Source organism: Klebsiella sp. 10-1 (assembly GCF_009758445.1).
GTDB lineage: Bacteria > Pseudomonadota > Gammaproteobacteria > Enterobacterales > Enterobacteriaceae > Klebsiella > Klebsiella scottii.
On the sequence record NZ_WQRE01000001.1, the window covers coordinates 843675 to 864658 of the forward strand.

A 20984-nucleotide genomic window follows, 5' to 3' on the forward strand; every position below is an offset into this window, starting at 1 on the left:
AGGAATAAAGAATGTCATTGATTAGTATGCATGGGGCCTGGCTCTCCTTCAGCGACTCTCCGCTGCTGGATAACGCCGAGTTGCATATCGAAGATAACGAGCGCGTGTGCCTGGTTGGGCGTAACGGCGCGGGCAAATCCACCCTGATGAAGATCCTCAACCGCGAGCAGGGTCTGGATGACGGGCGCATTATTTATGAACAGGATCTGGTCGTTGCGCGTCTGCAGCAGGATCCGCCGCGAAATATCGCGGGTACCGTGTACGACTTCGTTGCAGAAGGCATCGAAGAGCAGGCGGCGTACCTAAAAGGCTATCACGACGTTTCTCGTCTGGTGATGACCGACCCGAGCAACAAAAATTTAAACGAGCTGGCGCGTCTGCAGGATCTGCTGGACAACCTCGGTCTGTGGCAGCTGGAGAGCCGCATTAACGAAGTGCTGGAGCAGCTGGGCCTCGATGCCAACGCCGAGCTGGCCTCTCTGTCCGGCGGCTGGCTGCGTAAAGCGGCGCTCGGCCGCGCGCTGGTCAGCGGCCCGCGCGTGCTGCTGCTGGATGAACCGACTAACCACCTCGATATCGAAACTATCGACTGGCTGGAAGGCTTCCTGAAGACCTTCAAAGGCACCATCATTTTCATTTCGCACGACCGTTCATTTATTCGCAATATGGCGACGCGGATCGTCGATCTCGATCGCGGCAAGCTGGTGACCTATCCAGGCAACTACGATCAGTATCTGCTGGAAAAAGAAGAAGCGCTGCGGGTTGAAGAGCTGCAGAATGCGGAGTTCGATCGCAAGCTGGCGCAGGAAGAAGTCTGGATCCGCCAGGGGATCAAAGCGCGCCGTACCCGTAACGAAGGCCGCGTTCGCGCCCTGAAGGCGATGCGTCGCGAGCGCGGCGAACGCCGCGAAGTGATGGGCAGCGCGAAGATGCAGGTAGAAGAGGCTTCACGCTCGGGCAAAATTGTCTTCGAGATGGAGAACGTTAACTACCAGGTTGGCGGCAAGGTATTGGTCAAAGACTTCTCGGCACAGATTCAGCGCGGTGACAAAATAGCGCTGATTGGCCCTAACGGCTGCGGTAAAACTACGCTGCTGAAGCTGATGCTCGGTCAGCTGCAGGCGGACAGCGGACGAGTTCACGTCGGCACCAAGCTGGAAGTGGCCTACTTCGATCAGCACCGCGCCGAGCTGGACCCGGACCGGACGGTGATGGATAACCTCGCTGAAGGCAAGCAGGAAGTGCTGGTTAACGGCAAGCCGCGCCACGTGCTGGGCTATTTGCAGGACTTCCTGTTCCATCCGAAGCGGGCAATGACGCCGGTTCGCGCGCTGTCCGGCGGGGAGCGTAACCGTCTGCTGCTGGCGCGTCTGTTCCTGAAGCCCAGCAACCTGTTGATTCTCGATGAACCGACCAACGACCTGGATGTCGAAACCCTTGAGCTGCTGGAAGAGCTTATCGACGGCTACCAGGGCAGCGTGATGCTGGTCAGCCACGATCGTCAGTTTGTGGATAACACCGTCACCGAATGCTGGATCTTCGAAGGCGAGGGGCGCATCGGTCAGTACGTTGGCGGCTACCACGACGCGCGCGGACAGCAGTCGCAGTCTTTGGCGCAAAAACAGTCCGTGGCCAAAAAAAATGTTGAAGCCGCGCAGCCGAAAACGGAAAGTGTTAAACGTGCGGCGAGCAAACTAAGCTATAACCTTCAGCGTGAGCTGGAGCAGCTGCCGCAGCGTCTGGAAGAGCTGGAGGCCCGGCTGCAGAGTTTGCAGGATCAGGTCGCTGACGCCTCTTTCTTTGGTCAGTCGCATGACCATACGCAGCAGGTGCTGGCGCAGCTGGCCGAAGCGGAACAGGCCCTGGAAACGGCCTTTGAGCGCTGGGAATATCTCGAAGGATTAAAAAACGGCGCATAAGCTGAGGAGTTTTCATGTGCGATCATCATCATGCTGCGCGGCATATCCTGTGTCCACAATGTGATCTGCTGGTGGCGTTGCCCCGGCTGGAGCATCGCCAGAAAGCCGTATGTCCGCGTTGCGGCACAACGTTAACGACTTCATGGGACGCGCCTCGGCAGCGTCCCACTGCCTATGCGCTGGTCGCGTTGTTTATGCTGCTGCTGGCAAACCTGTTTCCCTTCGTCTACATGAACGTTGGGGGACTCAACAGTGAAATTGAGCTGCTGGAGATCCCCAACGTTCTGTTTAGCGAGAATTACGCCAGCCTCGGCACCTTCTTTCTCCTTTTTGTGCAGCTGGTGCCGGCCTTTTGCCTGATAACCATTTTGCTGTTGGTCAATCGCGTTCGTATGCCCGCAGCGCTAAAGGCGTTTCTGGCGCGAATTCTGTTCCACCTCAAAACCTGGGGAATGGCGGAAATCTTTCTCGCCGGGGTGCTGGTGAGCTTCGTGAAGCTAATGGCCTACGGCGATATTGGCGTTGGCCTGAGCTTTTTTCCCTGGTGTATGTTCTGCCTGCTGCAGCTGCGCGCGCTACAGTGCGTGGACCGGCGCTGGCTTTGGGACGACATCGCGCCAATGCCTGCGGTTAAACAGCCGCTGAAGGTTGGCGTGACGGGGATTCGCCAGGGCCTGCGCTCCTGTTCCTGCTGTACGGCCGTTTTACCCGCCGATGCAGCGGTATGCCCGCGCTGTCAGACGAAAGGGACGGTGCGGCGTAAGCATAGCCTGCAGTGGACGCTGGCCCTGCTGATCACCTCGTGCCTGCTCTATCTCCCCGCCAATATCATGCCCATTATGATAACCGACCTGCTGGGCGATAAAATGCCGTCTACGATCATGGCCGGGGTGATCCTGCTGTGGAGCGAAGGATCGTATCCGGTTGCGCTGGTGATATTCATCGCCAGTATTATGGTGCCGACGTTGAAAATGCTCGCGATTGGCTGGCTGTGCTGGAACGCCAACGGCAATGGTTCGCGTGATTCAGAGCGTATGCATCTGATTTATGAAGTAGTGGAGTTTGTTGGCCGCTGGTCAATGATTGATGTTTTTGTCATCGCTGTACTCTCGGCGCTGGTGCGCATGGGAGGGTTGATGAATATCTATCCTGCGATAGGGGCGGTGATGTTCGCGCTGGTTGTTGTGATGACAATGTTTTCAGCGATGACGTTCGACCCTCGTTTGTTGTGGGACCGTGAACCAGATTTAAGCCATGAGGAAATACAGCAGCATGGAAAATAATAGCGGAGAAGCAAAAGTGCAAAAGGTGAAGAACTGGTCACCAGTATGGATCTTCCCCATCGTCACTGTGCTAATCGGCGCGTGGATTCTTTTTTATCACTATAGCCATCAGGGGCCGGAGGTGACGCTGATCACCACCAACGCCGAGGGCATTGAGGGTGGTAAAACCCGGATTAAAAGCCGCAGCGTTGACGTCGGTGTGGTAGAAACCGCCACCCTGACGGACGATCTGACGCACGTAGAGATTAAGGCTCGCCTGAACTCCGGTATGCAGAAGCTTTTGCATCAGGACTCGGTGTTTTGGGTGGTAAAGCCGCAGGTGGGGCGTGAAGGGATCAGCGGCCTTGGGACGCTGTTATCCGGAGCCTATATTGAGCTTCAGCCTGGAACGAAAGGGGCGGATGCTGCGCAGTACCCGCTGCTGGACTCTCCGCCGCTGGCCTCGCCGGATGCGAAGGGTATCCGCATTCTGCTGGAAAGCAATAAAGCCGGCCAGCTCTCTCCCGGCGATCCGGTGCTCTTTCGCGGCTATCGGGTGGGGTCGGTCGAGACCAGCACCTTCGATCCGCAAAAGCGTAATATTACCTATCAGCTGTTCATCAACGCGCCAAACGATCGCCTGGTGACTACCAACGTTCGTTTCTGGAAAGATAGCGGTATTGCCGTGGATCTGACCTCGGCCGGGATGCGGGTGGAAATGGGCTCGCTGTCGACGCTGTTTGGCGGCGGGGTGAGTTTTGATATTCCGGAAGGGCTGGATCTTGGCGAACCGGTCGCGAACAAGACCGGCTACCATCTTTTTGATGACCAGAAAAGTATTCAGGATTCGGTCTTTACCCAGCACATCGACTACGTGATGTTCTTCAAAGATTCGATCCGCGGGCTTCAGCCCGGCGCGCCGGTGGAGTTCCGCGGGATACGCCTGGGCACGGTCGGCAAGGTACCGTTCTTTATTCCAGGACTGCATCAGCGGCTGAATGACGATTATCGCATTCCGGTAGAGGTGCGCATTGAGCCGGAACGGCTGATCAACCAGCTTGGTGACGATCCGAATATTCGCACCCATATGGACGATCTGATCAATCGCGGCCTGCGCGGTTCGCTTAAAACCGGCAACCTGATTACCGGCGCGCTGTATATCGATCTCGACTTCTATCCCAAAGCGCCTCCGCGCGGCAGCATGCATGAGTTTGGCTCTTATCCGATCATTCCAACGGTTAGCGGCGGCCTCGCGCAAATTCAGCAGCGCCTGATGGATGCGCTGGATAAGATTAACAATCTGCCGATTAACCCGCTGCTGGAGCAGGCGACCAGTACGCTGGCGCAGAGCGAAAAAACGATGCAGCACGTTCAGGCAACGCTGGATAGCTTGAATAAGATCACCTCAAGCCAGTCGATGCAGCAGCTGCCTGGTGATATGCAGAATACGCTGCGCGAACTGAACCGCAGTATGCAGGGCTTCCAGCCGGGGTCCGCGGCGTACAATAAGATGGTTGCGGATATGCAGCGACTGGATCAGGTTCTTCGTGAACTGCAGCCGGTACTGAAAACGCTCAATGATAAGAGCAACGCGCTGGTATTTGAGGCCAAGGGTAAAAAAGATCCGCAGCCGAAGGGAGCGAAATAATGAAAAAGTGGTTAGTAGCGGCAGCGGTATGCGCGCTGGCGGCCTGCAGCAGTAGCGGGGAGGATAAAACCTACTATCAGCTGCCTGTCGCCCAAAGCGGTGCGCAAAGCGCCACCCACGAGGGGAAGAACCTGCTGTGGGTTGAACAGGTCACTATCCCGGACTATCTGGCGGGCAACGGGGTGGTCTACCAGACCACCGACGTGCAGTACGTCATTGCGAGTAATAATCTGTGGGCCAGCCCGCTCGATCAGCAGCTGCGCACCGCGCTGGTTGCGAATTTAAGCAATCAGCTGCCCGGCTGGGTGGTGGCATCGCAGCCGCTGGGCAACGAGCAGGATACGCTTAACGTTTCCGTTAACGGCTTTCATGGCCGGTACGACGGGCGGGTTATCGTCAGCGGTGAATGGCTGCTGAAGCATCAGGGCCAGCTGATTAAGCGTCCGTTTAATATTGAGCTGAAGCAGCAGCAGGACGGTTACGATGCGATGGTGAAAACGATGGCTCAGGCCTGGGCTCAGGAAGCGACCGCTATTGCCAGCGAGCTGAATCGCCTGCCATAAGCAAAATGAATGAAGCTAAACCGCCGCCGTGGTCTGAAAAACCGCGGCGGTTTTTTATTTGCCTCGTCAGATTGTTACTTGTGCTGGTTCACAGTTTTTGTACAAATGAACTTTCATGTAGCTCACAATTATGACAATGGCGTGAATTTTGCGCATTGACGTTACCTCTGATTCGCGGTATTCGTTAACCGTGGTTGCATATTTAGTGACCACTGTTTTCTTTTCCACCAGATCAAAGAATGAGGGAAACGAGGCATGAAGAGACAAAAACGAGATCGCCTGGAACGGGCACATCAACGTGGATATCAGGCCGGGATAACCGGAAGATCGAAAGAAATGTGTCCCTACCAGACCCTGAATCAAAGGTCCTACTGGCTAGGAGGCTGGCGAGAAGCCATGGAGGACAGGGTACAAACTGCCTGACTGTCTCTTTAAAAAAGAAGCCTCCGCAAGCGGGGGCTTCGCCTTTTTAAGCGTTGCTGCTAATCAGAACGCAGAAGTGTCCTGGAACAGGCCCACTTTCAGATCGGCCGCGGTGTAGATCAGACGATCGTCAACCAGCACTTCACCATCCGCCAGGCCCATAATCAGACGACGGTTAACAACGCGTTTAAAGTGAATACGATAGGTCACTTTCTTCGCAGTCGGCAGCACCTGGCCGGTGAATTTAACTTCACCCACGCCCAGCGCGCGGCCTTTGCCTTCGCCACCGAGCCAGCCCAGATAGAAGCCAACGAGCTGCCACATTGCGTCCAGGCCCAGGCAGCCCGGCATGACCGGATCGCCGATAAAGTGGCAACCGAAGAACCACAGGTCCGGGTTGATATCGAGTTCTGCTTCGACATAACCTTTATCGTAGTTACCACCGGTTTCGGTCATTTTGATGACGCGGTCCATCATCAGCATACTTGGCGCGGGCAGCTGCGGGCCTTTTGCGCCAAACAGTTCACCACGGCCAGAGGCAAGAAGGTCTTCTTTCGTATAGGATTCGCGTTTATCTACCATGTTTTCAGTAAGCCTTATTTTGAGTTCGGGACGCAGGATAGCTAACACGTGTAAGCTGAACAAGTCCGATCAGTTAGAACCTGAACCACCTAACCAGCGTAGCGGCCACGGAAAACGATGACGACTCTCTTGCTGCGTCGCCTGCGCAATCCGCTCCTGAATGGTTTGCCGTAAAGTTTGCCCCTCGCCATCCCACAACAGCTGGGTCAGCATGGGCAGCGCTTCCGTAACGTCTTCCACCGCCCAGATGGAAAACTTCTCTTCAGCGACAGCCTGCTGTAGTTCTGGCGCCAGGCTCAGATGGCGAACATTCGCCGCAGGAATGATGACTCCCTGTTTGCCGGTCAGCTCGCGCTGCTGGCAAATGGTGAAGAAGCCTTCAATTTTTTCGTTAAGCCCGCCCACCGGCTGTACGCGACCGAACTGATCGACTGAACCGGTGACGGCGATACTCTGATTAATGGGCACGCCGGCCAGCGCGCTGATTAAGGCGCACAGTTCGGCCATAGAGGCGCTATCCCCGTCCACTTCGCTGTAGGATTGCTCAAAGGTCAGCGATGCGGAGAAGGGGAGCTGCTGCTCGAGTTCGAGTTCGGACATCAGGAACGCCTGCATAATCATCATGCCTTTGGCATGAATATTGCCGCCCAGCTCGGCCTTGCGTTCAACGTCGATGAACTCACCGTCGCCGATATGTACGACGCAGCTGATGCGCGATGGCTCGCCAAAGGCCCGCGGATGACCGGGGAATTCGATGACCGACAGCGCGTTGATTTGCCCGATGCATTCACCTTCGGTCTCAATCAAAATTTGTTCTTGCAGGATTTCATCCTGGATCCGCTCGGCAAGATAGCCTTCGCGCCATTCGCGACGTGCCAGCATGGTCTGCATCTCTTCCGCGGAGATAAGCTCATCTTCGCAGAAGGCGGCGGCTTCGCGCAGCTGGCGGGCAATCCACAGCGGACACAGCGGCAGCGTTTCCTGATCGCCGGTGTAGCGTGCGCCTTCCTGAATCAGCTGCGGCCAGGCATCGGCGGCCAGCCCGGGCAGCTCAAGCTGCTGCGCGTTTTGCCACACCCACTGACACCACTGTTTCAGGGTGTCGCCATCCGCGATTTGCAGATTATCTTCATACTCGCTGTAAATCGCCTGGGCCGAGAGCTCGGGTTCCATATCCTGAAAATCAGCCAATGAATCTCGTTCACCAACCAGAATTATCTTCAGATTGAGCGGCATCGATGGAATGCTGACCGGCAGCGGGCGAGACTCATCGATGGACAGCCAGTCAAAGCGCTGGCGGGTAACGATGTTCTTCAGGCGCATCCACAGCAGCGGTTGGGCTAATAGCGCGCGCAGGGCGATAATAAGCACGCCGCCGTTGCTACGATGTACCAGGCCCGGCTGCAGGGATATTTCGCCGTTAAACTGGCGCACGCAGCCAAAAAGCTGCTCTGCTTCAATCCAGTCGGCTGATTCAACCGGCGCGGTGCTGGCAAAATTATCATCGGCGCTTTTTGCCGGTGAAAGGGTGACGTTTCCACCGTTAATCTGGTAACGCACGCCGTAAAGAGGCGCGGCCGGCTGGTATAAGCTGCGGGTTTCTGCGGCTAACCACTGCAGGTATTCCGGTTCTTCCGGAGCCTTAACCAGCATGAACGGAGAAATGGTCGGAGTCACCAGAAGCTGCTCCAACGCATAGAATAAACGGGGCTGCAGTTCGCCTGACAGGGAAGCCTCTGGCTGGGCTAAATCAGCTTGTGTAAACAGCGCCTGATAACTTTCCGTATCAGGAGCAAGGTCGTTTCGGGTAAGTTTCGTAATGGTCAAAGTCGCTGTTTTTTAGTGAGATGTAAAACGCGCGATTATACCTTATGCCGCGTCTGAGCACACGGAGGATCGTGTTTGCGTTAACGATAACGACGTAACGCATATCACGAATGATGATTTATTCTCAGCACATCGAGAAAAAACTGATATCCTGAAGTGAGTTACACGGTCACATTGAGATCGCAATGAAATATCAACAACTGGAAAATCTTGAAAGCGGCTGGAAATGGAAATATCTGGTTAAAAAGCACCGGGAAGGTGAGCTGATTACCCGCTATATTGAAGCCAGCGCAGCGCAAGCCGCGGTCGATGTCTTACTGACGCTCGAAAATGAACCTGTTCTGGTGAACGCCTGGATTGAGCAGCATATTAATCCGGAGCTAATGAACCGGATGAAGCAGACTATCCGCGCGCGGCGAAAGCGTCATTTTAACGCTGAGCATCAGCATACGCGCAAAAAGTCTATCGATCTGGAGTTTGTGGTCTGGCAGCGTCTCGCTGGCCTGGCGCAGCGACGGGGAAAAACGCTGTCGGAAACTATCGTACAGCTGATTGAGGACGCGGAGCATAAAGAGAAGTATGCCAGCAAGATGTCCAGCCTGAAGCGCGATCTGCAGGTATTGCTTGGTAAGGAGTAGCCCGGAAGGCTGATAGGGTGCGCGCGGGCGCTTTTCGCGCTGAGGCTAAATTTGAGACAAAAAAAACCCCGCATCAGCGGGGTTTTTTATCGGTAGTAAAACTTAAGCCTGCGGCTGAGCTACTACTTCTTTGTAACCTTTAACTTCGATCTCTACGCGACGATCCGGAGCCAGGCAATCGATCAGTGCAGCGCGAGCTTTCACGTTGTCACAGGTGTTGCCAGTAACTGGGTTGGATTCGCCCATACCGCGAGCGGAGATTTTACCAGCCGGGATACCTTTAGAAACCAGGTAATCAACAACGGACTGAGCACGTTTCTCAGACAGCTGCTGGTTGTAAGCGTCAGAACCGATGCGGTCAGTGTAGCCCAGAACAACTGCGGAACCGTCTTTCGGATCCATGTTGCTCAGCTGGGTGTACAGCTGATCCAGAGCCTGCTGGCCTTCCGGTTTCAGGGTAGATTTGTTGAAGTTGAACAGTACGTCAGACTTCAGAGTGAAGTGCTTGGTAGTCACTTCCGGAGCCGGAGCCGGAGCAGGAGCTACAACCGGAGCTGCTTCTTCCTGACCGAAACGGTAGGAAACACCTACGCTCAGCATGCCGTTATCAGGACGTGTGCCAACGGTACCTGCATCACCGATGTTGTTAACCCACTGGTATTCCAGACGAGTAGCGATGTCGCGAGTCATTGCCCACTCGATACCACCAGCAAATACCGGGGATACGCCAGTGTCGTGTTCGCTGCGGGAAGTACCGGTGGAACCGTAGTTACCCTTCGAATCTGCACGCCAGACCATACCACCCAGACGGGTGTAGATGTCCAGATCGTCAGTGATCGGGTAACCCAGTTTAGCAGTCAGCTGAACGCCCTGAGCTTTGAAAGCGCCGTTATCAACGCTGCCTTTATAGGCCATACGTCCCAGCCAGTCGTAACCCATTTCGAAACCGAGGTACGGGTTAACCTGATAGCCACCGAACGCACCAGCACCCAGCTGATCGTTACGGGTCGGGCCATTGTTGTTCTGGAAACCGTTACCGTAGAAACCGGTATCGTGATACTGGGACCAGCCCAGTTTACCACCTGCATACCAGGTGTTATCTTTCGGTGCGGCCTGCGCTACGGTAGCGAAGCCAGCCAGTGCCACTGCAATCGCGATAGCTGTCTTTTTCATTTTCTGCGCCTCATTATCATCCAAAATTCGCCATGAAGTTACAAAAGACCTCACGGTTAGATCCTTCACCCGGGGCGTGACTTGTTGTTAACTATGCTGATACATGCAGCGTAAGCCGATCACCCCTGGCGATGTAAAGTCTACAACTTAGTTCGAAACTTACAAGTGTGAACTCCGTCAGGCATATGAAAAAAAAGGGTTGTATACACAATATTTAACAAATATGGTTAGTTTTCGTTCGCCGATAAAACCTGCGAGACCGCATCAGACAGGCATCCGCACAAAAACAACCCTTATTAAAGCACGTCCTTGTACTGCGCAAAAAAAATTCCAGGATTAATCCTAATTTGGCTTAATGATACAAATTAGAGTGAATTTTTAGCCCGCTCAGTTGTCTCCCATGCTGGCTTGTATTTCCCACTGGCCTCATGATAAACCCCATCGCATGACCTTCTTCCGCGGCATTAACCAGCCGTTCATGTTCTTCGGCCGTCAGTTCATCCGCCAGCCAGCCGATTACTACGCTATAGTTACCCGTGCGCAGGGCGCGTATCATTGATTCTACCGTATTGAACGGGGAGAGCTGGTTTATCTGCATGACTTTCGATAGCGGCAGGCCGGAGGATTGCACCCACTCGCGGCTCAGCTTCTGTTTTGGCGTTAGCCAGAGCTGCCAGCGGGATTGCTGACCTAGCTGCTGTAATAAAGGAAGCAGCAGTAGCTGTGTCATCATCGGCTGATCTTCACGGTAGACAATCTCACTAATCAGCCCGCTGGCTGGTTGTTCGACGGCGTCATGGGAGTGGCGACGTACTGAAGCAGAAGTCAGTGATGAACGATTTGCGTAAGCTGAAGTAAGCATTGTCTATTTCCGCCTGTAGTTACTGTATGCATATACAGTATATCCGGGCGGCGAAAAGATCAACCTCATTTATCGTGCTGTCGCTCGAAATTTGTTCGACATTGTCGGCCGCGTTGGCGAAGACCTGCTCTCGCCGCGGTAACCCCGCGGCATAAATTTTTGGCGACAGAAACCTCAAACCGCGCAAGCGTACCTGCGTATCTCTTTACGCACCCCCGGCGCAGCGCTGCTCTTCCCAGGCACAAACTATTTGTGCAACTATTAATTGATGCTCCGGTTATATTTTATTTTTAATACATCCGCTTTCGCCGAAGAGTAATTTCTTGAAAGCACCTCGCAAAATGGTGAGTTGCCTGAGTGGAACGTTAAAATCATCTTGCCGCAATAAAGGAACTCACTTATTTTCTGAACTAACGGATCCGTTAACTAAATTACTCCGTATTCGCATGATTAACCAAGGAATAATCATGAAAAAAATCTCATCCCTGCGGTTTCATAAATTTCAGAAGTGCTTATCGCCATTAGGAAAAATAATCTGCCGTCCTTTGTTTGGTGGCTATAGCCTGGCAATAGACGACACCGTATTTGCGATGGTTGCAGAGGGGGAAATCTATCTTAAGATTTGTGAGCAGGGCGCCGCGTATTGTGTCGCCCACGCAAATCCACTTTTAAAAATGCGTAAAAACGGGCGCCCAATTTTTCTAAAATACTATCAGATAAATGAAACGCTTTGGTGTGACAGTAAAATGCTTTTCAAACTATCGTCGCTTTCATTACAGACCGCTCAAAGAGAAAAGAACCAGCAGCGTTATTCTGGCAGGTTGAAAGATCTGCCAAATATTAGTTTCCACATGGAGCTACTATTAATTAACTCCGGCGTAATAGATCAGCAGGCGCTGCGCCTTATTGGCGCGCAGCGTGCGTGGCTTAAGCTGCGAGAGTCGAATAAAGCGCTGACGCTGAATATTCTCTATTCGCTGGAAGGGGCCATTACCGGGGTTCATGCCGCCGCGCTCCCGACGGCACGGCGCCAGGAGTTGCAGGAATGGGCTCTCAACCAGCGGTAAGATAGGCCGCGATTTACTCGGGCCGAACGGCCACCTGCTGTTGGAGGCGGCAGATTTCCGGTAATAGCGCTAACAGCAGACCGATTTGCTGGAGCACCAGCGGCTCTTTGCTATCGGCACGAGGTTCGAGGTGTTGGATCCGGGTCTGCAGGCGGGTGAGCGCCTGCTGTACCCGCTGTTCGTCGGCCGGGGAATGATGTAGCGCATCATCCACATAGCAGACGGCGTCATCCAGCAGCGCCAGAGTCTCGGGCGTGGTCAGCTTTTCACGGTGCGCGCCCAGCGCTGAAATATAGCTGGTGAAGGTATGATTCAGGCAAAGCAAGCGGAAGGCCGTTTCGCGGATGTCGGCATTTGCCCGCGGCTCCGTTGATAAATTTGATACCACTGAGGCCAGCTCGCCGTCCCGACTATGGGCATCCCGGCGCGCAACCCGATATGCCAGACGGTTATCGCGCCCCTGATGATACTGTTCAAGAATCGCGTCCAGGTATCGGCAGTTGGCGTTTATGGCCTGATCCAGAACCCGCGGCAGGTTACGGAATTTCCAGTCCGGCCAAATAAAGCTGACCGCAGCCCAGGCAATCGCACAGCCGATGAGGGTATCGAAGATGCGCGGCAGGGCGACCTCGAAGCCTTCTCCCAGCAGGTTAAAGCACAGCAGAACCAGCAGGGTAATGAACATTGTGGCGTGGGCATATTGTACATTGCGAAAGGCAAAGAACAGGACGCCGGTAAGGACGATCAGCAGCAGCTGGCCTTCCACCGAGGGAACCAGCAGCAGTATCGGTAGACCGATAGCCACACCCACCAGGGTGCCAATAATCCTCAGGGCCAGGCGGTGACGGGTCGCGTTATAGTTTGGCTGACAAACAAACAGGCTGGTCAGCAGTATCCAGTAGCCGTGATTTAGCCCGGTTAGCTGGATAAACGCGTAGCCTGCGCATAGTACCAACGACATCCTCACCGCGTGGCGAAAGAGGGCCGATTCCGGTGACAGGTTGCGGCGTAACCGCAGCCAGATATCGCTAAAGCCGCTAAGCTGGTCCTCCGCGAGCAAATTCTCCGTAGTACCGTGCGCTGGCGCGGCAACCTGAGCGGACTCAATAGTTGCCAGCTGGGCGTCAATCGCTCTCAGGTTATTCAGCAGGAAGCCCAACGCTTTGACCTGCTCAAGGGGTTCTCCGCTGGCACGCACGCGGTCGAGGGCGGCATCAAGATGCATAAACGCGCGCTCGAAATGCGCATCGTGCTGGTACGGTTCGCGCAGCAAAATAGCGCGGGACAATTTCTGACAGGCCTGGGCCTGCATCGACAGCATACGCTGAAAGCGAAACATGATGTCACTGTAGCGAAAACGATCGCGTAGCGTTTGATACTGGATATGCGATGAGCTGGCGCGCTCGTGGATATCCTGGGCAACGAAGTAATACTGCAGCGTCCGTCGGGTGCCTCGCTGCCCGCGGTCGCCGCGCAGACGGGTGAGCAGCGACGTTTTAGTCTGGTTGAGCGTCGTCACCAGCAGGCCATTCGCGATGGCCAAATCGTAGAGTGGAGCCTGGCTTTCATCTTCAATATCCGGGTCAAACATGCGGGATTTGAGATCCAGATAGCGCGCCAGCAGCTCATAGCTGCGCGCAAGATTGTCCTGAAGCGGGCGAATCGGGAAGATGATATGTCCGGCCAGCGTCAGCAGGTTGTACCAGACGGCACCGGTCAGCAGAAATAGCGGCTGTAGATACCAGCGATCGTAGAGCGTGACCCCCAGCATGGTGTAGATAGCGATCAGCAGAGCGCCGAAGGCGATCGTGGCGTAACGCTGTCCCAGGCCCCCGAGTAAAATAAATCCGGTGGTAGAGAGGGTTAAACCGATCGCAAATAGCCACGGCCAGGGGAAAAGGAGCTCCACCGAAGCCGATGCGATAAAAAAGCACACCAGGGTGATGGCCAGGTTGCGTAACCGCCCGGTCAGGCGGTCGTCGAGATCGGTTAACGCGGCGGCAACTACCCCCAACGTTAATGGAATAGTTAGTTTTACTTCGCCAAGCCACCATGGAACGGCGGTTGTGCCGCAAAGTGCGACAAAAATCCTGGCGTTATAGAGCCAGGCGCTGTTCCATGTATAACGGCGTAGCAGGGGGCTAAGCATGTCAGTATTCCGTCCGATTACTGGAAGCGACGGCGCGCATTGGCTTCGCGAGCGGCACGCGCGGTTTCGACGGAAACAACCCGACGTCCCACAGGCCACAGCGCAATGGCGGCGATTTTAAAGTTGGCGATACCAACCGGGATACCAATAATGGTCAGACACTGGGCGATGCCGCTAAAGATATGCATCAGGCACAGCCACCAGCCGAAGAAAATAAACCATAAAATATTCAGCACGGTACCGCCTGCATTCAGCAGGCTGTTTTTGCCCTGAGGCTCGAGTTCATCGACGTGAATGGCTTCATTCCCATAGGGGAGGAGGGAGAGTCGGGTAATTTCCCAGCATGAGCGGGTCAGCGGCAGCGTGAAGATCAGAATAATGCTGACCAGCGTCGCCAGCAGCCAGCCCAGCGTGGTGGCGAAACCACCGAGGATAAAGTTCAAAATATTCAGAATGGTACGCATAACCCCTCCGTTCACTCCTGTGGATAATAAGACCCGGCCATTGTAACGTTTTTTACGCTGGAGCACCCGGTCGCTGGCGGTTAAACTTAAAAACATCCAACCTGATTGAAATTCGGCATGATATGGAACTTAAAGCGACAACATTGGGCAAACGCATGGCACAGCATCCCTATGATAGGGTGCAGCTGCTTAACGCCGGAGTAAAGGTTTCCGGTGATAGCCACGAGTATCTTATACCTTTCAATCAGTTATTGTCAGTTCATTGTCGGCGCGGTCTGGTCTGGGGCGAACTGGAGTTCGTGCTTCCGGATGGCAAAGTCGTGCGTTTGCATGGTACCGAATGGAATGAAACCCAGCGTTTCTTTCATCATCTGAATACGTTATGGCAGCAGTGGAGCGCGGAAATGAGCATCATTGCCGCCGACGTACTGAGCCAGCAGCTGGCTGAGATCGCCCGCTCCAGCGCAGAAGGCAAATGGTTGACCCGTCAGCAGGTTAGCGACGTGCAGGGTAAAATTCGCCGGGCGCTCACCGGGCTGCCGATACCGACCAGCCGACTTGACGCTTTCGACAACTGCCGCGAGCCGTGGCGTCAATGTCAGAGCTGGCTGGGTGACACCGAGGTGGCCAGACTGGCCCACAATCAGGCTTTCACTGAGTCGATGCTGGAACAGTACGGCGCATTTTTTGCGGGCGTGGAGTCTTCACCGCTTAACCCGGCGCAGGCGCGTGCGGTGGTTAACGGCGAGCGTTCTCTGCTGGTTCTTGCCGGCGCCGGCAGCGGCAAGACGTCGGTGCTGGTTGCCCGTGCCGGATGGCTGATCACAAGAGGTGAAGCGGCGGCTGAGCAGATTCTGCTGCTGGCGTTTGGTCGCCAGGCGGCGCTGGAAATGGATGAACGCATTCGCGAGCGGCTGAGCACCGATGATATTTCGGCGCGGACATTTCATTCACTGGCTCTGCATATTATTCAGCAGGGCAGTAAGAAAGTCCCGTCTGTTAGCCAGCTCGAGAGCGACAGCCCGGCGCGTCAGGCGCTGCTGCTGAAAAACTGGCAGCAGCAGTGCCAGGAGAAAAAAGCTCACGCCAAAGGCTGGCGACAGTGGCTGGAAGACGAGATGGGCTGGCAGGTGCCGGAAAACGATTTCTGGCAGGATAAAAAAATACAGCGACGAATGGCGAGTCGCCTCGATCGCTGGGTCAGCCTGATGCGTATGCACGGCGGCTCACAGGCGGAGATGATTGCCGGCGCGCCGGAGGAGATACGCGAGCTTTTTGCTAAGCGCGTAAAATTAATGGCTCCGCTGCTGAAGGCGTGGAAAACGGCGCTGAAAGAGGAAAATGCGGTCGATTTCTCCGGCCTGATCCATCAGGCCATCAATATTCTTGATAAAGGACGCTTTGTCAGCCCGTGGAAGCATATTCTGGTCGATGAATTTCAGGATATTTCACCGCAGCGGGCCTCGCTGCTGGCCGCGCTGCGCCGGCAAAATACCCAGACCACGCTCTTTGCGGTCGGCGACGACTGGCAGGCAATCTATCGCTTTAGCGGCGCCCAGCTTTCGCTGACTACAGCGTTCAACCACTATTTTGGCGAAGGGGATTGCTGCGCGCTGGATACCACATATCGCTTTAATGGCCGCATTGGTGAAGTGGCGAACGGCTTTATTCAACAAAACCCGCACCAGCTGAGCAAGCCGCTCAACAGCCTGACCGCCGGGGATAAAAAGGCCGTTACGCTGCTGGCGGACGATAAGCTTGATGATTTGCTCGATAAGCTGAGCGGCTACGTGAAACCAGACCAGCGGATCCTGCTATTGGCGCGCTACCATCATCTGAAACCCGCCGCGCTGGAGAAGGCCGCTACGCGATGGCCGAATCTGCAGCTCGATTTTATGACGATCCATGCCAGCAAAGGGCAGCAGGCGGATTACGTGATTGTCCTTGGGCTTCAGGATGGCGATGATGCGTTCCCGGCTCCGGCGCGGGAGTCGATCATGGAAGAGGCGCTGCTGCCGCAGCCGGAGGATTTTCCCGATGCAGAAGAGCGGCGCTTGCTGTACGTTGCCGTCACGCGTGCGCGTCTTCGCGTTTGGCTGCTGTTCAACAAAGAGCGGCCGTCTGCGTTTGTGGAGATGCTGGAAGCGCTGGATGTACCGGTAGCAAGAAAACCGTAACGGCTGGCGGCCTGGCCGCCAGCGGGGTTTACTTAAGACGTTCCGCCAGGTAACGCTGATAATCCGGGATCAGAATATCGAGAGGCTCGCCAAAGTGCGGCGACAGGATAATAAAGTCGGCGGTTGAAGCATTGGTCGCAACGGGAATGTTCCATACCGTCGCCAGGCGCAGCAGCGCCTTAACGTCCGGGTCGTGAGGCACGGCGTTTAGCGGATCCCAGAAGAAAATCAGTACATCAATTTTCCCTTCTGCAATCAGCGCGCCGACCTGCTGGTCGCCGCCCATCGGGCCGCTGAGCATCGCGTTAACTTCAAGCCCGGTTGCCCGGGAGATGAGATTTCCGGTGGTGCCTGTTGCGTAGAGTTCGTGTTGAGCCAGCAGCGCCTGGTGGCGAGCAACCCACTTCATCAGCATATCTTTACAGTGATCGTGAGCAACCAGAGCGATATGTTTGCGCGCGGGTAGCGTACGTGTCGTCAGTTCCATAATTTCATTCCACATTTTAGCCTGCAGACAGATTACTGGAAGTGACTGTTGCTGCAAGCATCAGGGTGAAAAATTTTGACGTACCCGTTAGTCAGGGTAGATGGCCGGTTAGCCTGGATTAGCTTACACTTGGGCTAAATAGCGGGAGGATAAAATGAAAGAGAACGATATCGCAGGCATTCTGACCTCAACACGGACTATTGCGCTGGTGGGAGCCAGCGACAAACCGGACCGCCCAAGCTATCGGGTGATGAAGTATCTGCTGGAGCAGGGGTATCACGTGATCCCGGTTTCGCCGAAGGTAGCGGGTAAAACGCTACTGGGGCAACAGGGCTACGCAACGCTGGCAGATGTTGCGGAAAAAGTGGATATGGTCGACGTATTTCGCAACTCCGATGCGGCGCTGGGCGTTGCTCAGGAGGCCATCGCCATCGGTGCGAAAACGCTGTGGCTGCAGCTAGGCGTGATTAACGAGCAGGCGGCTGTTCTGGCACGAGAGGCAGGGCTAAACGTGGTGATGGATCGCTGTCCGGCGATTGAAATCCCGAGATTAGGTCTGGCGAAGTAAATAAAAACCCCGCCGTTGCGGGGTTTTTTTGCTAGTTGCGCAGTCGAGGCGCCTGGAGCTGCTGGCGAATGGTCCTCGCCAGCTCGTCCATTGACGGCTGCTCCGGATGCTCATCGCTGGGCTCGCTGCTGAGCTGCGCTTCGGCAAGATAGGTGTGAACGGGCTGGCCATCCTCATCTTCCATCACCACATGATACCAGGGCGATGCCCGCAGCTCGTCATTGGCCGCAATTTCGTCCTCCGCCGGTTCTGCAAGCGAATATTCTGGATCGATATCAACAACCACGCCGAGGAAGCCTAACAGCGTATGGCGAACCTGCTGGCCGATACCGAATTTGCTGGCAATCATAGGCACCTCCTGGGAAACGTTATTACCTGCTATATGCGGGCAACGTTCCGCTTTTCAAGTTACATGATGCGGCAGGCAAACCCTTTCAGATACAGACCTTCCGGGTAGGTTGCGATCACGGGATGGTCGGCAGCCTGGCGGAACTGTTCTATAAATTGTACATCACGTCCGGCGTCAATTGCGGCATCGGCGATGATTTTCTGAAATAAATCGGTAGCCATCAGACCCGAGCAGGAGAAGGTCAGCAGGATCCCGCCGGGATTGAGCAACTGGATAGCCAGCATGTTGATATCTTTATAGCCGCGGCAGGCGCCCATCAGCTGGCTTTTGTTCTCAACAAACTTCGGCGGATCCATCACGATCACATCAAATTTTTCATTCTGGTCACGATACTTACGCAGCAGCTTAAAGACGTCATCGCGGACAAATTCAGCTTTGGAGAGATCGAGCTGGTTCAGTTCGATATTCTGCTTCGCCACGTCCAGCGCTTCCTGGGAGGTATCGACGCTGATCACCTGGCTACAGCCGCCCATCAGCGCGGAAACGGCGAAACCGCCGGTATAGGAGAAGCAGTTGAGGACGCGTTTGTCGGCGACGTAGCGGCGGGTCGCCAGGCGGCTATCGCGCTGATCGAGATAGTAGCCGGTTTTATGGCCGCCCTGAATATCCACCAGCAGCTGCATTCCGTGCTCGGTGATGGGCAGCAGCGCAGGCGGCATTTCGCCGGTAACCAGGCCCTGCGCCAGATCCAAACCCTCTTTTTTACGTACCGCGACATCGCTGCGATCGTAAATGGAACAGGCGGGGAACAGGGTCTGTAGCGCGCTAACGATGGACGCGCGCTGATATTCTGCGCCGGCGCTGAGCAGCTGCAGAACGAAAAAATTGCCGAAGCGGTCAATCGTTACGCCCGGAAGCCCGTCGGATTCGCCGGCAATCAGACGATAGCTGTCGAGGCCATCGCGGGCCGCCAGCCATTCGCGCCAGGTTTGCGCCTGCTGCAGACGGCGTTCGAAAAAGGCAATATCGATCTCCTCGTTGCGGTCAAAACTCCAGACGCGCGCGCGGATCTGCGATGACGGAGAGAACGCGCCGCGAGCAAGCCATTTCCCCTGCGAATCAACGATATCGATAGTTTCGCCGGAACGGGCTTTACCTTCCATACGGGCGACGGCGCCGGAGAAAATCCAGGGGTGGCGACGCAGCAGGGATTTCTCGCGTCCTTTGGTCAACACTAAGCGGGGGAAAATGGAATCTGTCATGGGGCTACCTTTAGCAACGGGAATGTCGGCACCGAAAAATGGCGCGTAGGTTAGCACATGTGGCCGCCGCAAGCACCATGCCCGCTGCGCGAGCAGGTGAGCGTTTCGGCACAAAACACAGGCACTTTGGCACAATAAAAATCACCCGCGGATCTTACAGTGTTTTCCTCAACCCAATGGAGGAAAATGCAATGAAAACAGGATTTGGCTTAGCTGCGGCCTTGATGTTAGCGATGAGCGGCAGCGCGGCGGCGGCGCAGTTTCAGGTGACCAGCGGCGATATGCGGGATGAAGGAAGCCTCGCTCAGGCACATTGGTTCAGCGGTTTTGGCTGCACCGGCGGCAACGTCTCGCCGCAGCTGGCCTGGAAAAATGCGCCGCCGGGGACCCGTAGTTTTGCCGTCACTGCCTATGACCCGGATGCGCCAACCGGCAGCGGCTGGTGGCACTGGACGGTGGTGAATATCAGCAGCAGCGTGGCAAGTTTAGCCGCTGGCGCCGGAGATAAAAACAACGCTAAACTGCCGGACGGAGCGGTTCAGGGACGCAATGATTTTGGCTATGCCGGATTTGGCGGCGCCTGTCCGCCCGCCGGCGATAAGCCTCACCGCTACCGCTTTACCGTGTGGGCGCTTGATACGCCGACATTACCCGTTGATGCACAGGCCAGCGGCGCGTTGGTCGGATTTATGTTGCATAGCCACGCTATCGCCAGCGCGCAGCTGACGGCAAGGGCAGGGCGCTAAACCCGTAAGGAGGCCAGATGCAGAATATAAACTTTCGCCATAACGCCTTAACCGCGGCGGAAATTACCTCCCGGCGCCTGTATAAACTGCATCGCGTGACGCTGTTTACTCCCGCTCTGTGCCGGGTCAATCGCGGCAGCAAAATTATCGTTCAGGGCGTAAGCCAGATGCTGGCCACGCCGCAGCAGCTGATTATTCTGCCGGCCGATCTTGAGCTCGAGGTGATTAATCAGCCGGATAACGGGCTGTTTTGCTCCGATCTACTCTCTCTGACGCCAGAACTGCTGGCGGATTTTAAAGCTCGCTATATGAGTGAGCCGCAGCCCGGGCGACTTACCTCCCTGTGCGCGCCGGCGACTCCCGATCTGGTGTTTATGTGGCAAAACGTCCTGCAGGCGGTACGCAGCGGATTATCGGCCGAGCTGCAGCATCACCAGGCGATGGGACTATTGCTGGCGCTGCACCAGGCGGGTTACGCCGGGCCGCTGCTCAATGAGAGGCAGCAGAATCTGAGCGGCCAGGTGCGGCAAATTATTATGCTGTCGCCCGCGCAGGCGTGGAGCGTCCCGCGGGTGGCGAAAATGCTGTTCCTTGGCGAATCGACGCTACGCCGACGCCTGCACCAGGAAGATCAAAGTTTTCGCCAGATTGTTGAGGAGGTGCGTATGGCTTATGCCCTCGGCCAGCTACAATCGACCTCATTACCGATAGGCGAAATCGCCGTGAACAGCGGCTATCAGTCCGGTTCGCGCTTCACGGCGCGCTTTCGTCAGCACTATGGCCTGTTGCCGAAACACGTACGCTAGTCAGAATTTGCT

At 55.4% G+C, this 20984-nt stretch carries 20 protein-coding genes; 11 read left to right on the forward strand and 9 right to left on the reverse strand.

Translation table 11 applies throughout. From position 1 onward, the window contains the following. The first annotated feature begins 11 nt into the window (after positions 1-11). The 5 genes from GO007_RS03915 to rmf all read left to right on the forward strand — a co-directional run bounded on the left by GO007_RS03915 (position 12) and on the right by rmf (position 5815). Positions 12-1919: an ABC transporter ATP-binding protein gene (locus GO007_RS03915; protein ID WP_095095764.1), complete on the forward strand. Its 1908-nt coding sequence runs from the start codon at positions 12-14 to the stop codon at positions 1917-1919. 14 nt (positions 1920-1933) lie between these two features. Continuing rightward, entirely contained in the window at positions 1934-3202 is a 1269-nt protein-coding gene (gene pqiA, locus GO007_RS03920; RefSeq protein WP_095095767.1) for a membrane integrity-associated transporter subunit PqiA, read from the forward strand. After that, positions 3192-4829 carry an intermembrane transport protein PqiB gene (pqiB, locus tag GO007_RS03925; protein WP_095095770.1) on the forward strand — a complete coding sequence of 546 codons (1638 nt, stop codon included), beginning with the start codon at positions 3192-3194 and terminating at the stop codon, positions 4827-4829. Before pqiA ends, pqiB begins: the two co-directional genes overlap by 11 nt. Continuing rightward, positions 4829-5392, forward strand: coding sequence for a membrane integrity-associated transporter subunit PqiC (gene pqiC / locus GO007_RS03930; protein WP_095095776.1), 564 nt, complete (start codon positions 4829-4831; stop codon positions 5390-5392). Before pqiB ends, pqiC begins: the two co-directional genes overlap by 1 nt. Before the next feature lie 255 nt (positions 5393-5647). Then, positions 5648-5815, forward strand: coding sequence for a ribosome modulation factor (gene rmf / locus GO007_RS03935; protein ID WP_004871568.1), 168 nt, complete (start codon positions 5648-5650; stop codon positions 5813-5815). A 63-nt stretch (positions 5816-5878) separates the two neighbouring features. Here the strand turns inward: rmf and fabA are convergent, their stop codons facing one another. Both fabA and GO007_RS03945 read right to left on the reverse strand, forming a co-directional pair. Then, positions 5879-6397, reverse strand: a complete 519-nt coding sequence (fabA, locus tag GO007_RS03940) for a bifunctional 3-hydroxydecanoyl-ACP dehydratase/trans-2-decenoyl-ACP isomerase (RefSeq protein ID WP_095095783.1) — start codon at positions 6395-6397, stop codon at positions 5879-5881. Positions 6398-6466: 69 nt separating this feature from the next. Further along, positions 6467-8224 carry an AAA family ATPase gene (locus tag GO007_RS03945; RefSeq protein ID WP_095095786.1) on the reverse strand — a complete coding sequence of 586 codons (1758 nt, stop codon included), beginning with the start codon at positions 8222-8224 and terminating at the stop codon, positions 6467-6469. 185 nt (positions 8225-8409) lie between these two features. Here GO007_RS03945 and matP point away from each other — a divergent pair, with 185 nt between their 5' ends. Then, positions 8410-8862 carry a macrodomain Ter protein MatP gene (gene matP, locus GO007_RS03950; RefSeq protein ID WP_095095789.1) on the forward strand — a complete coding sequence of 151 codons (453 nt, stop codon included), beginning with the start codon at positions 8410-8412 and terminating at the stop codon, positions 8860-8862. Positions 8863-8964: 102 nt separating this feature from the next. Here the strand turns inward: matP and ompA are convergent, their stop codons facing one another. Together ompA and sulA are read right to left on the reverse strand one after the other, a co-directional pair. Continuing rightward, positions 8965-10035 (reverse strand): porin OmpA, encoded by a 1071-nt coding sequence (ompA, locus tag GO007_RS03955; RefSeq protein WP_045855437.1) that lies wholly within the window; start codon positions 10033-10035, stop codon positions 8965-8967. Between the two features lie 352 nt (positions 10036-10387). Further along, positions 10388-10897 (reverse strand): SOS-induced cell division inhibitor SulA, encoded by a 510-nt coding sequence (sulA, locus tag GO007_RS03960; RefSeq protein WP_095095791.1) that lies wholly within the window; start codon positions 10895-10897, stop codon positions 10388-10390. Between the two features lie 467 nt (positions 10898-11364). On the opposite strand from sulA, the gene GO007_RS03965 reads away from it, so the two are divergent. After that, positions 11365-11964 (forward strand): TfoX/Sxy family DNA transformation protein, encoded by a 600-nt coding sequence (locus GO007_RS03965; protein ID WP_095095794.1) that lies wholly within the window; start codon positions 11365-11367, stop codon positions 11962-11964. Between the two features lie 13 nt (positions 11965-11977). Here the strand turns inward: GO007_RS03965 and yccS are convergent, their stop codons facing one another. Both yccS and GO007_RS03975 read right to left on the reverse strand, forming a co-directional pair. Then, positions 11978-14113 carry a YccS family putative transporter gene (gene yccS, locus GO007_RS03970; protein WP_095095797.1) on the reverse strand — a complete coding sequence of 712 codons (2136 nt, stop codon included), beginning with the start codon at positions 14111-14113 and terminating at the stop codon, positions 11978-11980. A gap of 17 nt (positions 14114-14130) precedes the next feature. Further along, the gene (locus tag GO007_RS03975; protein ID WP_041144834.1) at positions 14131-14577 is read right to left on the reverse strand and encodes a YccF domain-containing protein; all 447 of its coding nucleotides are present in this window, start codon (positions 14575-14577) and stop codon (positions 14131-14133) included. A 122-nt stretch (positions 14578-14699) separates the two neighbouring features. Between GO007_RS03975 and helD the strand changes: the two genes are divergently transcribed. Then, entirely contained in the window at positions 14700-16754 is a 2055-nt protein-coding gene (gene helD, locus GO007_RS03980) for a DNA helicase IV (protein ID WP_095095799.1), read from the forward strand. A gap of 28 nt (positions 16755-16782) precedes the next feature. Here the strand turns inward: helD and mgsA are convergent, their stop codons facing one another. Continuing rightward, positions 16783-17241, reverse strand: a complete 459-nt coding sequence (gene mgsA, locus GO007_RS03985) for a methylglyoxal synthase (RefSeq protein WP_041147568.1) — start codon at positions 17239-17241, stop codon at positions 16783-16785. A gap of 154 nt (positions 17242-17395) precedes the next feature. Between mgsA and GO007_RS03990 the strand changes: the two genes are divergently transcribed. After that, positions 17396-17809: a CoA-binding protein gene (locus GO007_RS03990; protein WP_095095802.1), complete on the forward strand. Its 414-nt coding sequence runs from the start codon at positions 17396-17398 to the stop codon at positions 17807-17809. 31 nt (positions 17810-17840) lie between these two features. Here the strand turns inward: GO007_RS03990 and hspQ are convergent, their stop codons facing one another. Together hspQ and rlmI are read right to left on the reverse strand one after the other, a co-directional pair. Further along, the gene (gene hspQ, locus GO007_RS03995) at positions 17841-18158 is read right to left on the reverse strand and encodes a heat shock protein HspQ (RefSeq protein WP_095095805.1); all 318 of its coding nucleotides are present in this window, start codon (positions 18156-18158) and stop codon (positions 17841-17843) included. Between the two features lie 59 nt (positions 18159-18217). After that, positions 18218-19393, reverse strand: coding sequence for a 23S rRNA (cytosine(1962)-C(5))-methyltransferase RlmI (gene rlmI, locus GO007_RS04000; RefSeq protein WP_189339835.1), 1176 nt, complete (start codon positions 19391-19393; stop codon positions 18218-18220). Positions 19394-19611: 218 nt separating this feature from the next. On the opposite strand from rlmI, the gene GO007_RS04005 reads away from it, so the two are divergent. Next, positions 19612-20166 carry a YbhB/YbcL family Raf kinase inhibitor-like protein gene (locus tag GO007_RS04005; RefSeq protein ID WP_095095810.1) on the forward strand — a complete coding sequence of 185 codons (555 nt, stop codon included), beginning with the start codon at positions 19612-19614 and terminating at the stop codon, positions 20164-20166. 17 nt (positions 20167-20183) lie between these two features. Beyond that, a complete protein-coding gene (locus tag GO007_RS04010; RefSeq protein WP_095095813.1) occupies positions 20184-20972 on the forward strand; it encodes a helix-turn-helix transcriptional regulator in 789 nt (262 codons plus the stop codon). Positions 20973-20984: the final 12 nt, after the last annotated feature.